General features: G+C 48.2%; 17 protein-coding genes. 11 read left to right on the top strand and 6 right to left on the bottom strand.

Annotated elements, in window-relative coordinates:
• Positions 1-251: 251 nt before the first annotated feature.
• The 11 genes from GU926_RS17650 (at position 252) to GU926_RS17600 (ending at position 7,154) form a co-directional block, all read left to right on the top strand.
• Complete coding sequence (locus GU926_RS17650) at positions 252-650, top strand: hypothetical protein (protein ID WP_160694242.1); 399 nt, start codon at positions 252-254, stop codon at positions 648-650.
• A 90-nt stretch (positions 651-740) separates the two neighbouring features.
• Positions 741-1,205: a hypothetical protein gene (locus tag GU926_RS17645; protein ID WP_160694240.1), complete on the top strand. Its 465-nt coding sequence runs from the start codon at positions 741-743 to the stop codon at positions 1,203-1,205.
• 83 nt (positions 1,206-1,288) lie between these two features.
• On the top strand, positions 1,289-1,960 hold the full coding sequence (locus GU926_RS17640) for a hypothetical protein (protein ID WP_160694238.1): 672 nt from the start codon (positions 1,289-1,291) through the stop codon (positions 1,958-1,960).
• A gap of 93 nt (positions 1,961-2,053) precedes the next feature.
• A complete protein-coding gene (locus GU926_RS17635; protein WP_160694236.1) occupies positions 2,054-2,629 on the top strand; it encodes an SUKH-4 family immunity protein in 576 nt (191 codons plus the stop codon).
• Between the two features lie 91 nt (positions 2,630-2,720).
• Positions 2,721-3,266: a hypothetical protein gene (locus GU926_RS17630; protein ID WP_160694235.1), complete on the top strand. Its 546-nt coding sequence runs from the start codon at positions 2,721-2,723 to the stop codon at positions 3,264-3,266.
• 207 nt (positions 3,267-3,473) lie between these two features.
• Positions 3,474-3,755, top strand: a complete 282-nt coding sequence (locus GU926_RS17625) for a type II toxin-antitoxin system RelE/ParE family toxin (RefSeq protein WP_160694233.1) — start codon at positions 3,474-3,476, stop codon at positions 3,753-3,755.
• Positions 3,756-3,760: 5 nt separating this feature from the next.
• Entirely contained in the window at positions 3,761-4,060 is a 300-nt protein-coding gene (locus tag GU926_RS17620) for a HigA family addiction module antitoxin (protein WP_160694231.1), read from the top strand.
• Positions 4,061-4,135: 75 nt separating this feature from the next.
• Positions 4,136-4,588: a DUF4348 domain-containing protein gene (locus GU926_RS17615; protein WP_160694229.1), complete on the top strand. Its 453-nt coding sequence runs from the start codon at positions 4,136-4,138 to the stop codon at positions 4,586-4,588.
• A gap of 145 nt (positions 4,589-4,733) precedes the next feature.
• The gene (crcB, locus tag GU926_RS17610; protein ID WP_160694227.1) at positions 4,734-5,105 is read left to right on the top strand and encodes a fluoride efflux transporter CrcB; all 372 of its coding nucleotides are present in this window, start codon (positions 4,734-4,736) and stop codon (positions 5,103-5,105) included.
• 164 nt (positions 5,106-5,269) lie between these two features.
• Entirely contained in the window at positions 5,270-5,704 is a 435-nt protein-coding gene (locus tag GU926_RS17605; protein ID WP_160694225.1) for a DoxX family protein, read from the top strand.
• 307 nt (positions 5,705-6,011) lie between these two features.
• Positions 6,012-7,154: an MFS transporter gene (locus tag GU926_RS17600; RefSeq protein WP_160694223.1), complete on the top strand. Its 1,143-nt coding sequence runs from the start codon at positions 6,012-6,014 to the stop codon at positions 7,152-7,154.
• 147 nt (positions 7,155-7,301) lie between these two features.
• Here GU926_RS17600 and GU926_RS17595 read toward each other — a convergent pair whose 3' ends face one another.
• The 6 genes from GU926_RS17595 to GU926_RS17570 form a co-directional block, all read right to left on the bottom strand.
• The gene (locus GU926_RS17595; protein ID WP_160694221.1) at positions 7,302-8,087 is read right to left on the bottom strand and encodes a heme ABC transporter ATP-binding protein; all 786 of its coding nucleotides are present in this window, start codon (positions 8,085-8,087) and stop codon (positions 7,302-7,304) included.
• Positions 8,087-9,121 (bottom strand): FecCD family ABC transporter permease, encoded by a 1,035-nt coding sequence (locus tag GU926_RS17590; protein ID WP_160694219.1) that lies wholly within the window; start codon positions 9,119-9,121, stop codon positions 8,087-8,089. The genes GU926_RS17595 and GU926_RS17590 overlap by 1 nt, the downstream gene beginning before the upstream one ends.
• Complete coding sequence (locus GU926_RS17585; RefSeq protein ID WP_160694217.1) at positions 9,105-9,989, bottom strand: heme/hemin ABC transporter substrate-binding protein; 885 nt, start codon at positions 9,987-9,989, stop codon at positions 9,105-9,107. Before GU926_RS17585 ends, GU926_RS17590 begins: the two co-directional genes overlap by 17 nt.
• 561 nt (positions 9,990-10,550) lie before the next feature.
• On the bottom strand, positions 10,551-12,926 hold the full coding sequence (locus tag GU926_RS17580; protein ID WP_160694215.1) for a TonB-dependent receptor: 2,376 nt from the start codon (positions 12,924-12,926) through the stop codon (positions 10,551-10,553).
• Positions 12,927-13,337: 411 nt separating this feature from the next.
• Entirely contained in the window at positions 13,338-13,841 is a 504-nt protein-coding gene (locus GU926_RS17575; protein WP_160694213.1) for a hypothetical protein, read from the bottom strand.
• Between the two features lie 189 nt (positions 13,842-14,030).
• Positions 14,031-14,762: a LytR/AlgR family response regulator transcription factor gene (locus GU926_RS17570; protein ID WP_160694211.1), complete on the bottom strand. Its 732-nt coding sequence runs from the start codon at positions 14,760-14,762 to the stop codon at positions 14,031-14,033.
• Between the last annotated feature and the right edge of the window lie 50 nt (positions 14,763-14,812).

Raw genomic sequence — 14,812 nt, 5'->3', positions numbered from 1 at the left:
CGCAAAATGCGTGTAGGCGGACGATTGGGTTTTCGGCCTGTTTTCCCGAAATAAGGGCAAAAACAGATTTATAAAGAATTCGCCCAACTCTCCGTTTTCCTGTTTCCGGCCTGTTTTCCCAAAAGGAGGCCAAAAACAGAAAAGAGAAATGCGGTTGGCAAACGGTAAAGAACAACGCCATACAACAACGCATAAACGTCACCGACGGCCTTCGGCGTCGTTTATACAAGTACGTTAGGTGCAAACAATAAATGAAAAAATCAGAGTTTGAGTATTTGAATAAACTACTTGCTATTCTAGATGCTAGTAAAGTAGATATGATTGTTAATCTCTCTTCTACTTGGGGCGAAGAGGAATACGATATAACCAAAAATATTAAAGCACTAAAAATAAAGCCCTATCTGGATTCCGATAGAAACTTAGTAATAAGTAAAAACCAGAAAGAAGAAATTCTTAGAATACTAGCCGATTACTTTGACGACTCAGACTATTACCATTATAAAATACTCTACGGGACTATAATTATTGGATTAGGATACGACAGTTGTTGTATCAATTTTCTTCATCCTGCATATTTCGACTTGACTAAAGAACACTTGGAAATTTTAGAAGATGATGAAATAGTTTTCCAAGAAGATATAAAAGAATAAAAATGCCAGCACCTAACATTGCATAAAAGTCAGCGTCGGCCGACGGCCTCCGCCGTCTTTTATACTAACCGTTATCTGAAATTAAAAATAATGAAGAGGTATCAATATCTTATTTTAATTGCATTACTAGCTGGTTGCAAACAAAAAAAGAATGATGCGAACAGTTTAGAGGAGTTTCAATTTCCTCAAAGGAGAGAAATCAATTTAGACTATGGACACTTAACTGCGTTCACAGAGTTGGACAGCTTGAAAGTTGGGGATTACTATAGAGCAAAAGTATTCCTTGCCCATCGACATCTTGTATATGACAGCGACAGCATTGAACCAATTATACGCTACCAATATAAGGATTCTATACCTTGGGACAGTCTTTACAATCACGGGACTTTAGCCGAAGTACTCAATGACACAGCCTACATAAAATTCCCTGTTAGTGATGGTGGCTTTAGGAGAGGAAGCACCGACAGGCAGGACTGGTGGGCGACGATTCAAATTCCTAGGCCATCTGGAGATACTATATTTTATCTAAAACATGGAATAATAATTAAAAAATAACTTCAGATAACACTGTATAAAATTCACCTCGGCCGACGGCCTTCGCCGTCTTTTATACGAGGCCGTTGGCGTGCATGCAAAAAATGAAAGACTTCGAGCTTAAAAATACTGCCCCAGAAGACATTGAAGACTTGCTTGTAAAAGTGGAGAAGTCGTTTGGCATAAAATTCATTTCAAACGAGCTTACTCACGTGCAAACATTCGGAGAAATGTGCGACCTTATCAAAAGTAAAATTCGACTAGAAAATGCTGACAACTGTACGACACAGCAAGCCTTTTACAAATTACGGAATTCAATAATTAACAATTTACAGGTTGACAAAGAGCAATTAACTCCCGACACTTCACTCGCGGACTTCTTGCCAAGAAGAACTAGAAAAACAGCGATAAAGAGAATTGAACAGGATTTGGAATTTAAGTTGTCAATTTTGAGACCACCTCATTTCATAACAGGCTTCCTTACACTTCTCTTATTAGCAGCTTTTGTTGGACTGTTTTTCAATTGGCAGTTTGGGCTAAGTGGACTTGTTCTTGCAATTGGCGGACTATGGGTTGCAAATAAAAAAGGAAATGAACTTGACTTAAAAACTATCGGACAACTTGCTGTAAAAATGACAAGAGAAAATTACTTGAATTCTCGACGCAATCCAAACAGTTACAACGACCTTGAAATTGAAAAAATCCTGACTGGTTGGTTTAGCGATGACTTAGCAATAGACAAGTCCAACCTAAACAGAGAAGCTCGGCTAAATTAAAAAAAAGCACGACACGCCAACATTGTGTAAACACCATCCTTCGGCCGACGGCCTCGCACGCTGTTTACACGAGACCGTTAGCACATATAAGTAATGAATTATAAAGAGCTAATAAAGGATTGGGAGTCTGAAGAACTATACAGGTTTAATATGTATGACCTTTCTGGTAAAGGTTTATATGAAGGAACAATAAACTTTTTGTCAACTGTCGGACTACCAACTTCTGCTGCACCATTCTTATCATTTGCTGGTGACTCAGAAAGGGAGTTAAGTAGCATCTCCGACACCTTTGAGACGGGGGAAGAAAAGCATAAATACTTTTTAAGTATAGGTTCTGACGGTGCTGGTGACCCTGTTTGCATAGACCTTGGGAATGAATGCCAAGTGCTGATTTTTAACCATGAAGAAGACTTCGAGCCAACATTCATGAACTCTTCAGTTAGAGAGTTATTTCAATTTCTAACTCTATACAAAAGATTTGTCGAAGAAGTCATTAGAGTAAATGGCGAAGACGCTTTTCTTGACGCAGACTTCACAGATAGCCAGTACGATGAACTGAAGAAGGCACTGGAAGCAGCAGACAAGAATGCGCTCAGAGCTAATACCTTTTGGGCGCAGGAGCTTGCTCAATTGTTAGGAAATAGAGAATACTACCAGAATCACAAATAAGAATTACAGGTGCTAACACGGCACAGGCTCCATACTCGGCTGCGCCTCGTTCACAGCCTGTACTAACCGTTAGCAACAATTGAATCCACGAATGAAAGTTTCAATCCGATTAATATCTCTTTTTTGTCTCGTTTTAGTTTATCAAATATGTGATGGACAAGTAATCCCACGAGGCAAGTATGTAGGATATGAAAGCATTTGGGTATCAAAAGGAGCAGTAAGCTATTTCTTCCCAGGGATATACACCAAGAAGCAAACCGATACTACTGCTAGTTTCGGGCATTCAAATAAATGGTTTCATGAAGTTACAATCGATTTTACAGCAGATTCTTGTATTAAAATCACAAAAGTCCCGATTTACTTCATGGGTGGTATCAAGCACTATTCCGATAGCTTAGGTGGGTTCCTCACCTACGGTTGCTCAAAAACAATGTACTATAGCCGACAAGCACCAGAAAACAAACGAGGAAAGAAATTTATTTTTGGCTCTTTAACAACAGGCAAGTATTTGAAAGGTGCTGGTTCAGGTGTGCCAAGATACAAGTATGTTAAATATGATGTAGAATCTGTTTCTGATGGTGAAATCAGACTCAGAACAGAGTTCGGGGTTTTGGAATATAAAAGGAAGGAAGATTAGTTCTTCAAACCCAACTCGTAGTTGAGTTGTAGAATATAAAAAGCAGAAAAACAACTATTGCTAACCACGTGTAAACGTCAGCTACGGCCGACGGCCTTGCCGTCGTTTACACAAGTACGTTAGGCTGCATTTAAAAAAACTTCATGTCGGATAATAAGGAATAGAAACAATTGATTACTTTTAGCGTTACTACCGTAAAGCAATAGTATGATTCTATCTTTTGGCTCAAAAGAGACAGAGAAGATTTGGACCGGGGAACGGGTCGCTAAACTTCCCATGGAAATTCAGACAATTGGAAGGCGCAAACTAAGAATGCTGCACAACTCCCAGAACATCGCGGACTTGCGGATCCCCCCTTCTAACAGATTGGAAAAACTATCAGGGAATCTTAAAGAGTTCTATAGCATCCGGATTAACGACCAATGGAGAATCATTTTCCAATGGAATAACGGACAGGCCTCAGAAGTAGAAATTGTTGACTATCATTAAAAAATATGGAGAAGCTACCCAATATTCATCCAGGAGAAGTACTACAAGAAGAATTTCTTATTCCTCTCAAAATTACCGCTTACCGACTCGCCAAAGACATCAGTATCCCCCAAACCAGAGTGTCGGAGATTATAAAGGGCAACAGAAGAATCACGGCAGACACCGCGCTCCGGCTAAGTTATTACTTCGGGAACTCTCCAAAGTTTTGGCTAGGGCTACAGGACGATTATGACCTGGAAGAAGAGAAAGTAAACAAGCAGCATGAATTGGAGAGTATAAGGAGATTTGAGAAAAACGCAGCCTAACAATGTATAAACATCATGCTATGGCCGACGGCCTTGGACGTTGGTAATACGAGTCTGTTGTACAAAACTTTAACCATGAAATTGATAGCTCTTCCTTTATTGCTCATGTTGTGGAGTTGCAGTAATACAGCAGAGAATCAACAGGAAAAGAAATTATCCACGACTGTAGCAATAAAAAATACAGCCGAATCTTCAGAAACTACTGCCGACAAAAGCGACGAAGAATTTGATACCTTCCTTCAACGCTTCTCAATAGATTCAAGCTTTCAACTAACCAGAATAGCGTTTCCTGTCAAAGTCACCTCAACGGACGGAGAAAAGGAAGAGGTAAAGCTGATAAACAAGCAAGCCTGGGAATATACTAACTATTCAAACTTGAAATCGGGACAAATCCGCAGTGAAAAAGTAAAAAATGGATTGATTAATCTTATTTACACAGTAGATGATACAGGGGTTCTTGTTTACCACTATTTTCAAAAAAGAAACAAAGAATGGGTGCTTGTGTCCATTGAAGACCATTCAACGTGATAAATAGCCACCATAATAATAATTAAATCTACCCAAAAAAAGCTTTGTACAACAAGGTATATACGTCAACTCGGCCGACGGCCTTCGCCGTCGTTTATACTAACCGTTAGCACGAGCTAACAACTTAAGAGACAAAAAACGATCAATGAAAATAATAGTGGCCATAGGGTTGGGGAGTTTCATAGGGGGTGTTGGGCGTTATTTGCTTTCCCAGCTCATTCAGGTAAAAGGGGCGGTGGCTTTTCCCATCGGGACCTTGGGCGTTAACCTTCTGGGTTGTTTCTTGATTGGCGTTGTGTTTGGGCTGGCAGAAAAAGGAAACCTCTCTCAAGAATGGCGGCTTTTTCTGGCCACAGGCGTACTAGGGGGCTTTACTACCTTTTCTGCCTTCTCGTATGAGACGGTTAGCCTGCTTCGTGCCGGTCAGTTTGGGTATGCCGTCACGTATGTGGCCGCCAGCATCTTATTGGGGCTACTGCTCACGTTGGCGGGCATGACCTTCCCTAAGCTCTTCTAAATAGCAGGCCAGTGCAAAGGGTTTTACTGGAAAGTACTTTGCAGCACCTATTGGCCTAATCCTGTTCAGATGCACCTTGCTTTTGATGAATAAATCTATTTAAACGTGGCGGTTCGGTACCTTTCAAGTAATTTGTACCTACCAGGAATATATGCCCAAGCCCTATGAAAACTTCAACCACGCAAAACATCTTCAGGATACTTTTAGGCGTGCTGATGGTCTTGCCAGGGATTGGTCACCTGACGTTTCAGCGGAAGGAGTTTTTAGCCCAGGTACCTAGCTGGCTGCCAGACAACCCAGCCTTTTTAGATTTCGTGGTAGTGGCGTCTGGCGTGATGGAGATTCTGCTGGGCCTGGCCATGATTTTCTGGACCAGGCAAAAAGTAAAAGTAGGCCTGGCACTGGCGCTGTTTTACATTCTGGTGTTTCCGGGCAACCTCTCACAATATACCAACGGCATCAGCGCTTTTGGCCTGGACACCGACACCAAACGGCTGGTCCGGCTTTTCTTTCAACCCGTATTGATTCTTTGGGCACTGTGGTCTACCGGCGCGTTGTCCTACCTCAGGCATAGACGGAGGCAGCGGCAAGGAGTCTAGCTAGAGGGAGGGCAATGCCCTAGCGCTGGCGTATCTTTTGGAAGATTCTTTCCTTTTTGCTAAAAGCCCCCCTTGGCCGAAACCGTACCGGCCATGCATGGCTAAAAGAGAAGGCGCTGGCCTACTCAGGTGCCACTTGCCCTATTTGGGCAGCCCGTGCGTATACTAGCAGGTTGAAAAAATCCTGCAGGCTTTGTACAGGCCAGGGTTTGCCCAACAGCGTACATTTTCATCATCTGTTTTTCCCTGCATGCCAAGCTCCCAGACTCCTGCCCCACCAGCGCTTTCTAAACTCAACTTGTGGGTTATGACCATTGCCACTGGCATGGTGGTGGCCAACCTATACTACAACCAACCCTTGCTGGGCAGCATTGCCGCCACGTTTCATGTACCCGAAGGCAAAACGGGCACCATCTCCATGCTCACCCAGATTGGGTACGCGGTGGGCATGCTCTTTATCATTCCGCTGGGAGACATGCTGCGCCGCAAGCGGCTGATCATGGTAGACTTTGCCGCTATCATTGGGGCCTTGTTGTTTGCAGCCTTTGCACCTACCGTGGAGATGCTCATGCTGGCCAGCTTCCTGATTGGGGCTACCTCCATCATACCGCAGTTGTTGTTACCCATGGCAGCGCATCTGGCTAAACCCGAAGAGCGAGGCAAGACCGTGGGCTTTGTAATGAGCGGCCTTTTAATTGGCATTCTCCTCTCCAGAACCGTGAGCGGCTATGTGGGTGCGCAACTGGGTTGGCGGGCCATGTTCTTGATTGCCGCCGGCATGATGGCCGTCCTCTGGGGAATCCTGTTTTTCCTGCTACCAGAGGTGCAGCCTCAATTTAAAGGCAGCTACAAAAACCTAATGGCCTCCCTTCTGCACTTGATTAAAAGGGAGCCCATGCTGCGGCTAGTATCTTTACGCGGAGCCTTCTGCTACGCCACCTTTGGGGCATTCTGGACCACGCTGGTGTTCTTATTACAAGAGCCTCCCTTTAACGCCGGCAGTGACGTGGCCGGCTTGTTTGGCCTGGTGGGTGCGGCCGGGGCTTTGGGCGCCTCGTATATGGGTAGGCTTACAGACCGGGGCAATTCCTTTACCATCACCACGTACTGCATTGGTCTGATTGTGGTGTCTTACGTGGTATTTGGGGCTTTCAGCAGCAGCATTGCAGGGTTGGTCATTGGTGTCATCTTGTTGGATATAGGCGTGCAGGCTACCCACATCTCCAACCAAACCTTTATTTTCTCCCTCCTCCCAGAAGCCCGCAATCGCCTTAACACCATTTACATGGTCACCTATTTTGTGGGCGGCGCTTCGGGCACGTTTCTGGCCAGCCGGGCGTGGCAACTCTGGAAGTGGAATGGCGTGGTAGGCGTAGGACTTGCCTTCTCTTTGCTGGCCCTATTGCTGCACCTGATTTGGTTAAAGCCTGCCCGTCACAAGGCCTCTTAAAAAAAACCTTCGTTTTTGGCTTGTTTTCTGGAAAACAAGCCAAAAACGAAGGCAAGGAAAACGTAACCATCCTAGGCATTTGCAGGCGCAGCAGGGCAGGCTTTGCCATCTCTTTTAAGAAAGCCTGTTCTACCAGGAACCAGCGCCTTACTCAAAAAAGAGATACAATGAATCCTTGGCTTGGTCTGCCATGACCACGGGCCTCAGCCTATACGCCGTCTCTACGTTGGCGGCACTGAGCACATCCCATTTACTCCCTTGGGCCAGCACCTTGCCGCCATGAATCAATATGATTTTATCTGCGAATTTGGCGGCCAGGTTGAGGTCATGCACCACGCCTACCACCACCAAATCTGGCTGTTGGCGCAATAAATCCTGCACCTGGTGCATAAACTGAAACTGGTAGTGCACGTCCAGGAATGAAAGCGGTTCATCCATGATGAGGTAACGGTTTTGCCCAGACACCGGATACCAGATCTGGGTCATGACGCGGGCAAACTGCACGCGCTGTTTTTCGCCGCCGCTCAAGGTCAGGTAGTTCCTTTCGGCCAGTTCCCAGACATCAAAGTAGTGCATGGCTTCTTGGCAGGCCTGTTCGTCTTTGGCGCTGGGTTTGATGGAGAAATGCGGGTAACGGCCCATCATGACCACTTCCCAAACGTTCAGCGGAAACGCCAGATCCACGTTCTGCGACAACACCGCCCGTCGCTGGCCCAACTCCAGATCTGAATACGCCTTCAGGTTCTTGCCTTCCAAAAGCACTTCGCCGTGGGCGGGTTTTAACTGCTTGCACAAGACCTTGACCAGAGTAGACTTGCCGGCGCCGTTCGGGCCGAGGATGAGGGTGAGTTTGCCGGGCTCAAAGGTAGTAGAGACGTCTTGCAGTAAGGTCTTGCTGCCAATGGCGTAGGTGATGTTTTCTGCCTGTAACATTAGAGATAGACGTTTTTCTTCCGCAACAACAACAAAAAGACCGGCACCCCCACCGCCGAGGTCACGATGCCAATAGGCAGTTCTGCGGGGGCTAACAACAGACGAGCCACCAGGTCGGCCAGACTCAGCAGAATACCGCCCATGAGCGCGCTGCCAATCACCAGAAACCGGTTGTCCGAGCCCTGCAACAGCCGCAACAAATGCGGTACAATCAAACCAATGAAACTGATGACGCCCGTGAACGACGTGGCCACTGCTACCATGATGACATTGATGAGCAGAATGGTAAACTTTAGTTGCTTCAGGTTAATGCCTAGGTACTGCGCCTCTTCCTCGCCAATCATGAGCGCGTTCAGGTGCTTGGTATACCGCAAGGCCACCCCCAGACACACCAAAGACACCGTGCCCACAATGGCAACCGAGTGCCAGTTAGCGCCAGACAACGTGCCCAGCGTCCAGAACGTGATAGACCGCGCCTGCGGGTCTCTTGCTATGTAAGACAAAAAGCCCACGCCACTCAGAAATAAAGCATTAATGGCAATGCCCGTAAGCAGGAGTCCCACAATAGAACTTTTGCCCGTTTCTTTGCTCTGCGCCAACATAAAAACCAAGCCTGTAGCCAGAATCCCGCCCAGGCAGGCCGCTAAAGGCAAGGTCCACTCACCCGTCCCGAAGTTGAATATACCTCCCAACACAAAGTAAAGGGCTGCCCCAAACGCTGCCCCGCTGGAGGTTCCCACTAAGCCCGGCTCTACAATAGGATTCCGGAACAAAGACTGCATCAAGACGCCGCCCACCGCCAGAGTAGCCCCTACTATTACCGTCAGGAGTGCCCGGGGCAGACGTATCTCCAAAAAAATGCGCTCGTTCAAGGTCAGACTCTCGGGTTGGGAAAACGCTTGGCTCAGCGCCGAATTCATTTCCTGCAAGGAGATCTGCACCGCCCCAAACCGGATGGACAGCACCGTCACCACCGCCAGCAGCAGCAACAGCACCGGGTACAGCCGGGTGTATTTTTTACTGAACTGCCCCATTCTCATGAATCAGTTTTTGCAAGGCCAATACGTTCTGGCCCGTTCTTGGCCCCAGGTACACCAGGTCATGCTCCTCCACTCTATAGATGCGGCCGTTCTTAAAGGCATTGGTCGCAGACACGCCCGGCAGTTCACTAATTTTCTGTTTGGAACCTAGTTTGTCATAGCCAAAATCGGTGAGCAGAATCACGTCTGGATTGGATTTGGCCACTACCTCGGCAGAAAGTTGCTTCATGCCCCGGTCGCCTTCCACCGCCATGGTGCCGCCGGCCCAGTCCACCATTTTGGCGGCGGTGCTTTTGCCCGTCATGACCAGGTACACGTTGTTGGCCTGGCCGTAATGGATGATAAGCACCTTTGGTTTCTGGGTGTAGGTTTTAGCCTTGGTCAGGGCCTGTTGCATTTCTTTTTCTAACTTCTGGGAAAGGGAATCGGCTTGTTTTTCACGGTGGAAGTATTGGCCCATCTCTTGGAACAAAAGCTTGGTACTGTCTAAGGTAGAACCATTCACAGAGAACTGCTTCATCGGGATTTTGAGTTGCTCCAGTTGGCGTACCACGTGCTCGGGGCCAATGCTGGCCGGACCGTCATGAATGATCATGGTAGGCTTGGCCGCCACCAATCCCTCTAGACTCAAGGCCCGATGGTAGCCCACGGTAGGTAGTTTTTTGGCCGCCTCAGGATACGTGCTGGAAACATCTACCGCCACCATGTTCTGCACCGCTCCCAGTGCGTACATGATCTCCGTGTGCTGTTTTGAGACGCTCACAATGCGCTCCGTTTGGTTTTGTTTCTGGTCTTTGTTCCGGAAGCGCTCGCAGGAAAGTAATGCCAGACCTGTGCAGGCAAGAAGGATGTATTTTTTCATTTGATTGGTTTCTGGTTGGTGATTGTTGGTTGTTGTTGTTGTTGTTGTTGTTGTTGTCAACAAGTAGCATTGCACTGTCTTTGGGTTTGTTGGTGATAACACCAACAAAGGCGACTGGGCTTTAAGCTTTTTCTTCCCAATTACGATCCTCTTTCAAGGCTCCTCTCCCCTCTTCTGTCATCCTGAAAGGATCTTGTACTCAGCCACTGGCGCGAGACTCCAGTCTCGTGACGAAAGATGAAGCAAGTCTCCAGACTTGCCGTGAACCATGAGTTAAATGGAGTCTGGAGACTCCAACCACTGCAAGTCACGAGTCTGAAGACTCGCGCCAGAGGGAGAGCCCATTTACCATTGAACCACTCTGATTCTTTAGCACGCTTAATGTAATCCTGTTTCATAGCTGCTGCCTGTCTAGTTCGCCCACAAGGTCCTTTCAGGATGACAAAGCGGGAGAAAGTACCTGAAGTTGTTATTGATAAACCTGTGAGGTTTTTAAAACCTCACAGGTTTCCGTTTTTGGCCTGTTTTAGGGAAAACAGGCCAAAAACGGAAATGCATTGTTTAAAACTTGTACCCAAAGTTCAGGCCCCCAAAGTACGTGGGCTTGTAGGCTGCGGGCAGGTAGATGTTGGGATTGTTAGAGCTAGAATAAGCATCCAGGAACACCATGTTGTAGTAGAGGTCTCCAGTGAGATTGTTGCCGCCTGCAAAAACATCTAATGACACATGGTTGCCTAAATTTTTCCGCCAGCCAAGTTTTGCGTTCAGCAGGTTATAGCTGGGCGCGCGGTACTTGGCGTCATAGGTGATGGGCATGTCATCTACGTGCTGGAAGGTGGTGTACAGGTAGAAACCAAGCTTCAGCTCTACATCTACCCCGGCATTGAAATTCTGCTTGGGTACGCCAATCACGGCTTGGCCTGAGTAATCGGTTACCACGCGGGTGTTCACGTTGTTCACCTTTACAATACTTTCGCGGGTGAACTGGTCATAGGTGAAGTCTGAGTACGTGTAATTCAAGAAAGGCTTCACCAGAGTCACCAAGCCTTCCTCGCGCTGGAGCAGGCTGTAGTTCAATGCCACTTCCAGGCCCTGGTTGGTTTGCTCGCCCCCGTTGGCACTGATGGTGTAGAGAATGGAGCCGCTCTGCGGATCTGCGTAGGCCTGAGTCATGATTTTGTCCTGCACCTTCAGGTGGAAAAGCGCCACTTGGTATGACAATTTTTTGTCCAACAGACTGCCTTTGCTGCCTACCTCATATTGCGTGCCTTGCTCGGGTTTCAGGTTGGTGAGGACGCGGCCTGCCTGAGGCACCACCACGGTAGTTGCACTTGGCGGCGAGTAGCCTTGGCTCACAGAGGCGTAGGCCGTTACATTGGGCGTCACCAGTTTCTGCAAGGCCGCTCTGGGCGTAACCACGGCATCAAACTTCTTGTAGCCAGACAAGTCTGCGTGGGTAGGATTAGCGGAGTTGGTGAGTTTGTCAGTGATGCCATATTCTACGCGGTTGGCGCTCAGGCCGGCAATCAAGGTAAAGTCCAGGGGCAGTTGCAGGTTCCACTCGGTAAACGCCGAATACTGCATGGCAGAAACCTCTAAATCTGCCGTGATACCGCCCAAGGTTCCGCCCGCTCCCAAGGCATTGGTCTTCCGGAAGGAGATAGTTTTCTGGTATTCGCCGCCCACGGTTCCGGTCAAGCCCTGTAGCACGTTGGCAAAGTTGAAATTGAATTCCGTGCGGCCGCCCAGGTTATAGGCCATGTTGCTGTTCAAACCCGCCGCCGATGCCTGCTCTTGCGTGTAATTATTGAAATAAGCGCTGCTGGTGTTGCTCAGGAAATCTGTGAACGCATACGTATGCGACAAGCCGCTTCTAAAACTCTCATAGCTCACCCGTCCGTTATTCTCCAAATACTTGGCCTCGCCCTCGTTTTCTTTGTTGAAGAACGAGGCACTGTCCAGTTGGCCGGCCATGGCGTTGAATGAATTGTTGTAGGCCGCGTACACCGAGATGGATTGCTTGTCTGAGCTTCTGAAATCACCTACAAACGTGGCGAAGTCCTTCTTGGAGCTGGTGTGCACCCGGTAGCTGTCATAGTTCTGATGGCCGTAGTTAACCAGAATGGACGCCCGCTCGTTGGCACTCTCTAGTCTGGTGTTGGTACTCCACAAGCCATAGCTGCCCACCACGCCTTCTTGTACCAGGCGCGTGGTCTGCGCCTCGGGCCGCAGGGTGAACATCTTTACCACGCCGCCAATGCCGGTGCCGTACAAACTGGAGGCCGGCCCTTTGACCACTTCCACTTTGCCCAGCGTAGAGAAATCCACATCGTCCAGGACGGTCACACCCTCGGCATCGGTTACCGGAATGCCGTTCAAATACGCCTTGTAGCCCGCGCCGTTGAAGTTGAGCTGGTTTCCGTTGGCTGCTGGCAAGCCGTAGCCTCTGATTAAGATGCGCTGCCCGCCGTTCATGGTGCGCTTTTCCATACGCACGCCCGGCATCAGGTTCAGAGAGCTTTCTAAGAAGAGGCCCTCGCTGCGGCTCAGTTCTCTACGCGTCAATAAACCAATGGACTGCGGCTGACGCAGTACGGTGTTGGTTTCAGAGGAGGCGGCGCTTACTTCCACTTCGTTCAGGTTGGTATTAGAAGGCGTTAGCCCGATTTGCAGGTATTGGTCGCAGATTTTCAAAGAGCCGTTGAAAGTCTCATAGCCCACAAACTTCACCGTCAAGGGCGTAACGCCGGAGCAGTCCAGAGAGAATTCGCCTTTGGCGTCTGTGGTAGCGCCTTGCGTACTTGAAAGGATTACCGTGGCACCTACCAACGGCGTTTTGCTGTAGGCGTCAAACACGCGCCCACGCACCTGGCCGCTTTGCGCCGCCGCCGTGAAAGACAGCAGCACGCCCACCAGAAGTTGTATATATTTTTTCATCAGAAGTTTAAAGAGTAATACCCCGGGGAAGAGCGGTCTGCAAGCAGAAGCAAGACAGCAGAACACAGCGCAGTATGCGCTTTGTCCATTCCGTTTTTGGCATGTTTTCTGGAAAACAGGCCAAAAACGGCGCATACTTTCACCCTGCCCCAGGCGATGTTCCCAAGGTTGATGTGGTTTAATTTTTAAAAACAGATTAGAGACAGAAATCCCAGGTCAATCCTGCGGTCATTGACAAGTCTGGCGGCTGGCAGGAAATGCAGAAGAAGAACCTCGTTTTGGTCTTCCTTCCAATCAGAATCCTCACAGCAAAAAAAGGAACTCGCCGACTTTTGTAACTGACTTAAGAGGTTCTTTCAGAAGGACAGCAAAAAGACTTTCCCTTCCATGGAAATCTGCCCAGGAAGAAGGTTACCCCAATTTTGGCGGAGGAACGGGAATGTCCTGGCAGGTAGTGGAAAGAGGAAATTGATCATGAAATTCTGAAGGAGGAGCCTCCGTTAAGAATTCCAGGGAATAGTGTATTCTGCTGGTCTGGTAGACTTTAGCCAGATTTTTTACCAGCAGCTTCAGGGATTTTTGTTTGGCAGAACGGCTCAGGTGGTCTTGCACCAATTGGTCCAGGGCGGCGAACAGGTCGCGTTCCTGGGTGTCTGTGATGCATTGGTACTGCAGTTGGCCTCCTATCTCCTGCACGCGCACCACATCATAGAACATGCCCTGGTACCTGAACTCACGGCCCTGCTCCTTCCAATCCAGCGCGGCGGCCTGCTCCTGACTGAAGGTGAGAACCTGCAGTTGCTCGGGGGCCAGGCCTTCTTTGATGCGGCGTTTCACCTCGCGGCGCACCTGGCCTTGCCACGCCACCAGCACCAAAGAACTCCCCACGCTGTGGAAGAGGAAGAGTACCATCAATAAAAAAGGCAGCAGGCGTTTCAAAAGAAAGGAAGCAGATAAGGGAAAGACAAATAAAGCACCTGATACGCATTTGTCCAATAGCAACGCCCTGGTATTCAGGTTTAAATTTTAACTGATAGAACAACTCCGTTTTTGGCCTGTTTTCCATAAAACAGGCCAAAAACGGCTTTTTCCACAATCACTCTTTTACTGGATCAACTTCTTGCGCATGCGTTCATGAAAGGCGCTTCGGTAAGTATCGCCTAGGGTAATGTCTGCTTTAGTGTTCTTGAGTAGGATTTGGTTGCCTTCAATGGCAATGATTTTGGGGAGGGCAATGATGAAAGACTTGTGCACGCGTATGAACTGTTTGGAAGGCAGGCGCTCTTCCATGGCTTTCATGGTGAGCAGGGCCAGGGTACGGGTGCCGTTGTGGTGCAGGGCCACGTAGTTTTTCATGCCTTCCACATAGTCAATGTCGCCTATGTTAATCTTGAGCATTTTGCCTTTCAGCTCGGTCTTCACGAAGATGTAGTCGTTCTCCAGCGGTTCTTGACTAGGCTCTTGAATGGACTCAGAAGCCACGGCGGGTTGAGTGGGCATAGCGCGTTGCACGGCTCGTAAAAATCTTGGCAGAGAGATGGGCTTTAGCAGGTAGTCTACCACTTCCAGGTCAAAGCCTTCGGCGGCGAACTCACTGTAGGCGGTGGTGAGAATGACTTTGCTCCTGCCGTTAATGGCACGCACCATGTCCAGCCCCGAAATCTCCGGCATCTGAATGTCCATGAACACCAAATCAATAGGCTGAGAATTGATAAGTTGCAGAGCCTCCAAAGGTTTGGTAGTGGCCGACACCACCTGGACATTGGGCACCTGCTTTAAATGGTGCTGAATCACAGCCAGCGCGTGCTCCTCATCGTCTACAATAACACAAGTCATGGTGGTGGTAATTAATAATTAAGAGTGGGCCAGCAATTGACATTCAGCAA

Source organism: Nibribacter ruber, from assembly GCF_009913235.1.
In the GTDB taxonomy this organism is placed as follows: Bacteria; Bacteroidota; Bacteroidia; order Cytophagales; family Hymenobacteraceae; genus Nibribacter; species Nibribacter ruber.
This window is presented reverse-complemented; position numbering and strand designations above follow the sequence as displayed.

Excerpts from the sequence above, each read along its gene's own strand:
- GU926_RS17650 (WP_160694242.1), top strand. The coding sequence starts at position 252 with ATGAAAAAATCAGAGTTTGAGTATTTGAATAAACTACTTGCTATTCTA.
- GU926_RS17645 (WP_160694240.1), top strand. The coding sequence starts at position 741 with ATGAAGAGGTATCAATATCTTATTTTAATTGCATTACTAGCTGGTTGC.
- GU926_RS17640 (WP_160694238.1), top strand. The coding sequence starts at position 1,289 with ATGAAAGACTTCGAGCTTAAAAATACTGCCCCAGAAGACATTGAAGAC.
- GU926_RS17635 (WP_160694236.1), top strand. The coding sequence starts at position 2,054 with ATGAATTATAAAGAGCTAATAAAGGATTGGGAGTCTGAAGAACTATAC.
- GU926_RS17630 (WP_160694235.1), top strand. The coding sequence starts at position 2,721 with ATGAAAGTTTCAATCCGATTAATATCTCTTTTTTGTCTCGTTTTAGTT.
- GU926_RS17625 (WP_160694233.1), top strand. The coding sequence starts at position 3,474 with ATGATTCTATCTTTTGGCTCAAAAGAGACAGAGAAGATTTGGACCGGG.
- GU926_RS17620 (WP_160694231.1), top strand. The coding sequence starts at position 3,761 with ATGGAGAAGCTACCCAATATTCATCCAGGAGAAGTACTACAAGAAGAA.
- GU926_RS17615 (WP_160694229.1), top strand. The coding sequence starts at position 4,136 with ATGAAATTGATAGCTCTTCCTTTATTGCTCATGTTGTGGAGTTGCAGT.
- crcB (WP_160694227.1), top strand. The coding sequence starts at position 4,734 with ATGAAAATAATAGTGGCCATAGGGTTGGGGAGTTTCATAGGGGGTGTT.
- GU926_RS17605 (WP_160694225.1), top strand. The coding sequence starts at position 5,270 with ATGAAAACTTCAACCACGCAAAACATCTTCAGGATACTTTTAGGCGTG.
- GU926_RS17600 (WP_160694223.1), top strand. The coding sequence starts at position 6,012 with ATGACCATTGCCACTGGCATGGTGGTGGCCAACCTATACTACAACCAA.
- GU926_RS17595 (WP_160694221.1), bottom strand. The coding sequence starts at position 8,087 with ATGTTACAGGCAGAAAACATCACCTACGCCATTGGCAGCAAGACCTTA.
- GU926_RS17590 (WP_160694219.1), bottom strand. The coding sequence starts at position 9,121 with ATGGGGCAGTTCAGTAAAAAATACACCCGGCTGTACCCGGTGCTGTTG.
- GU926_RS17585 (WP_160694217.1), bottom strand. The coding sequence starts at position 9,989 with ATGAAAAAATACATCCTTCTTGCCTGCACAGGTCTGGCATTACTTTCC.
- GU926_RS17580 (WP_160694215.1), bottom strand. The coding sequence starts at position 12,926 with ATGAAAAAATATATACAACTTCTGGTGGGCGTGCTGCTGTCTTTCACG.
- GU926_RS17570 (WP_160694211.1), bottom strand. The coding sequence starts at position 14,762 with ATGACTTGTGTTATTGTAGACGATGAGGAGCACGCGCTGGCTGTGATT.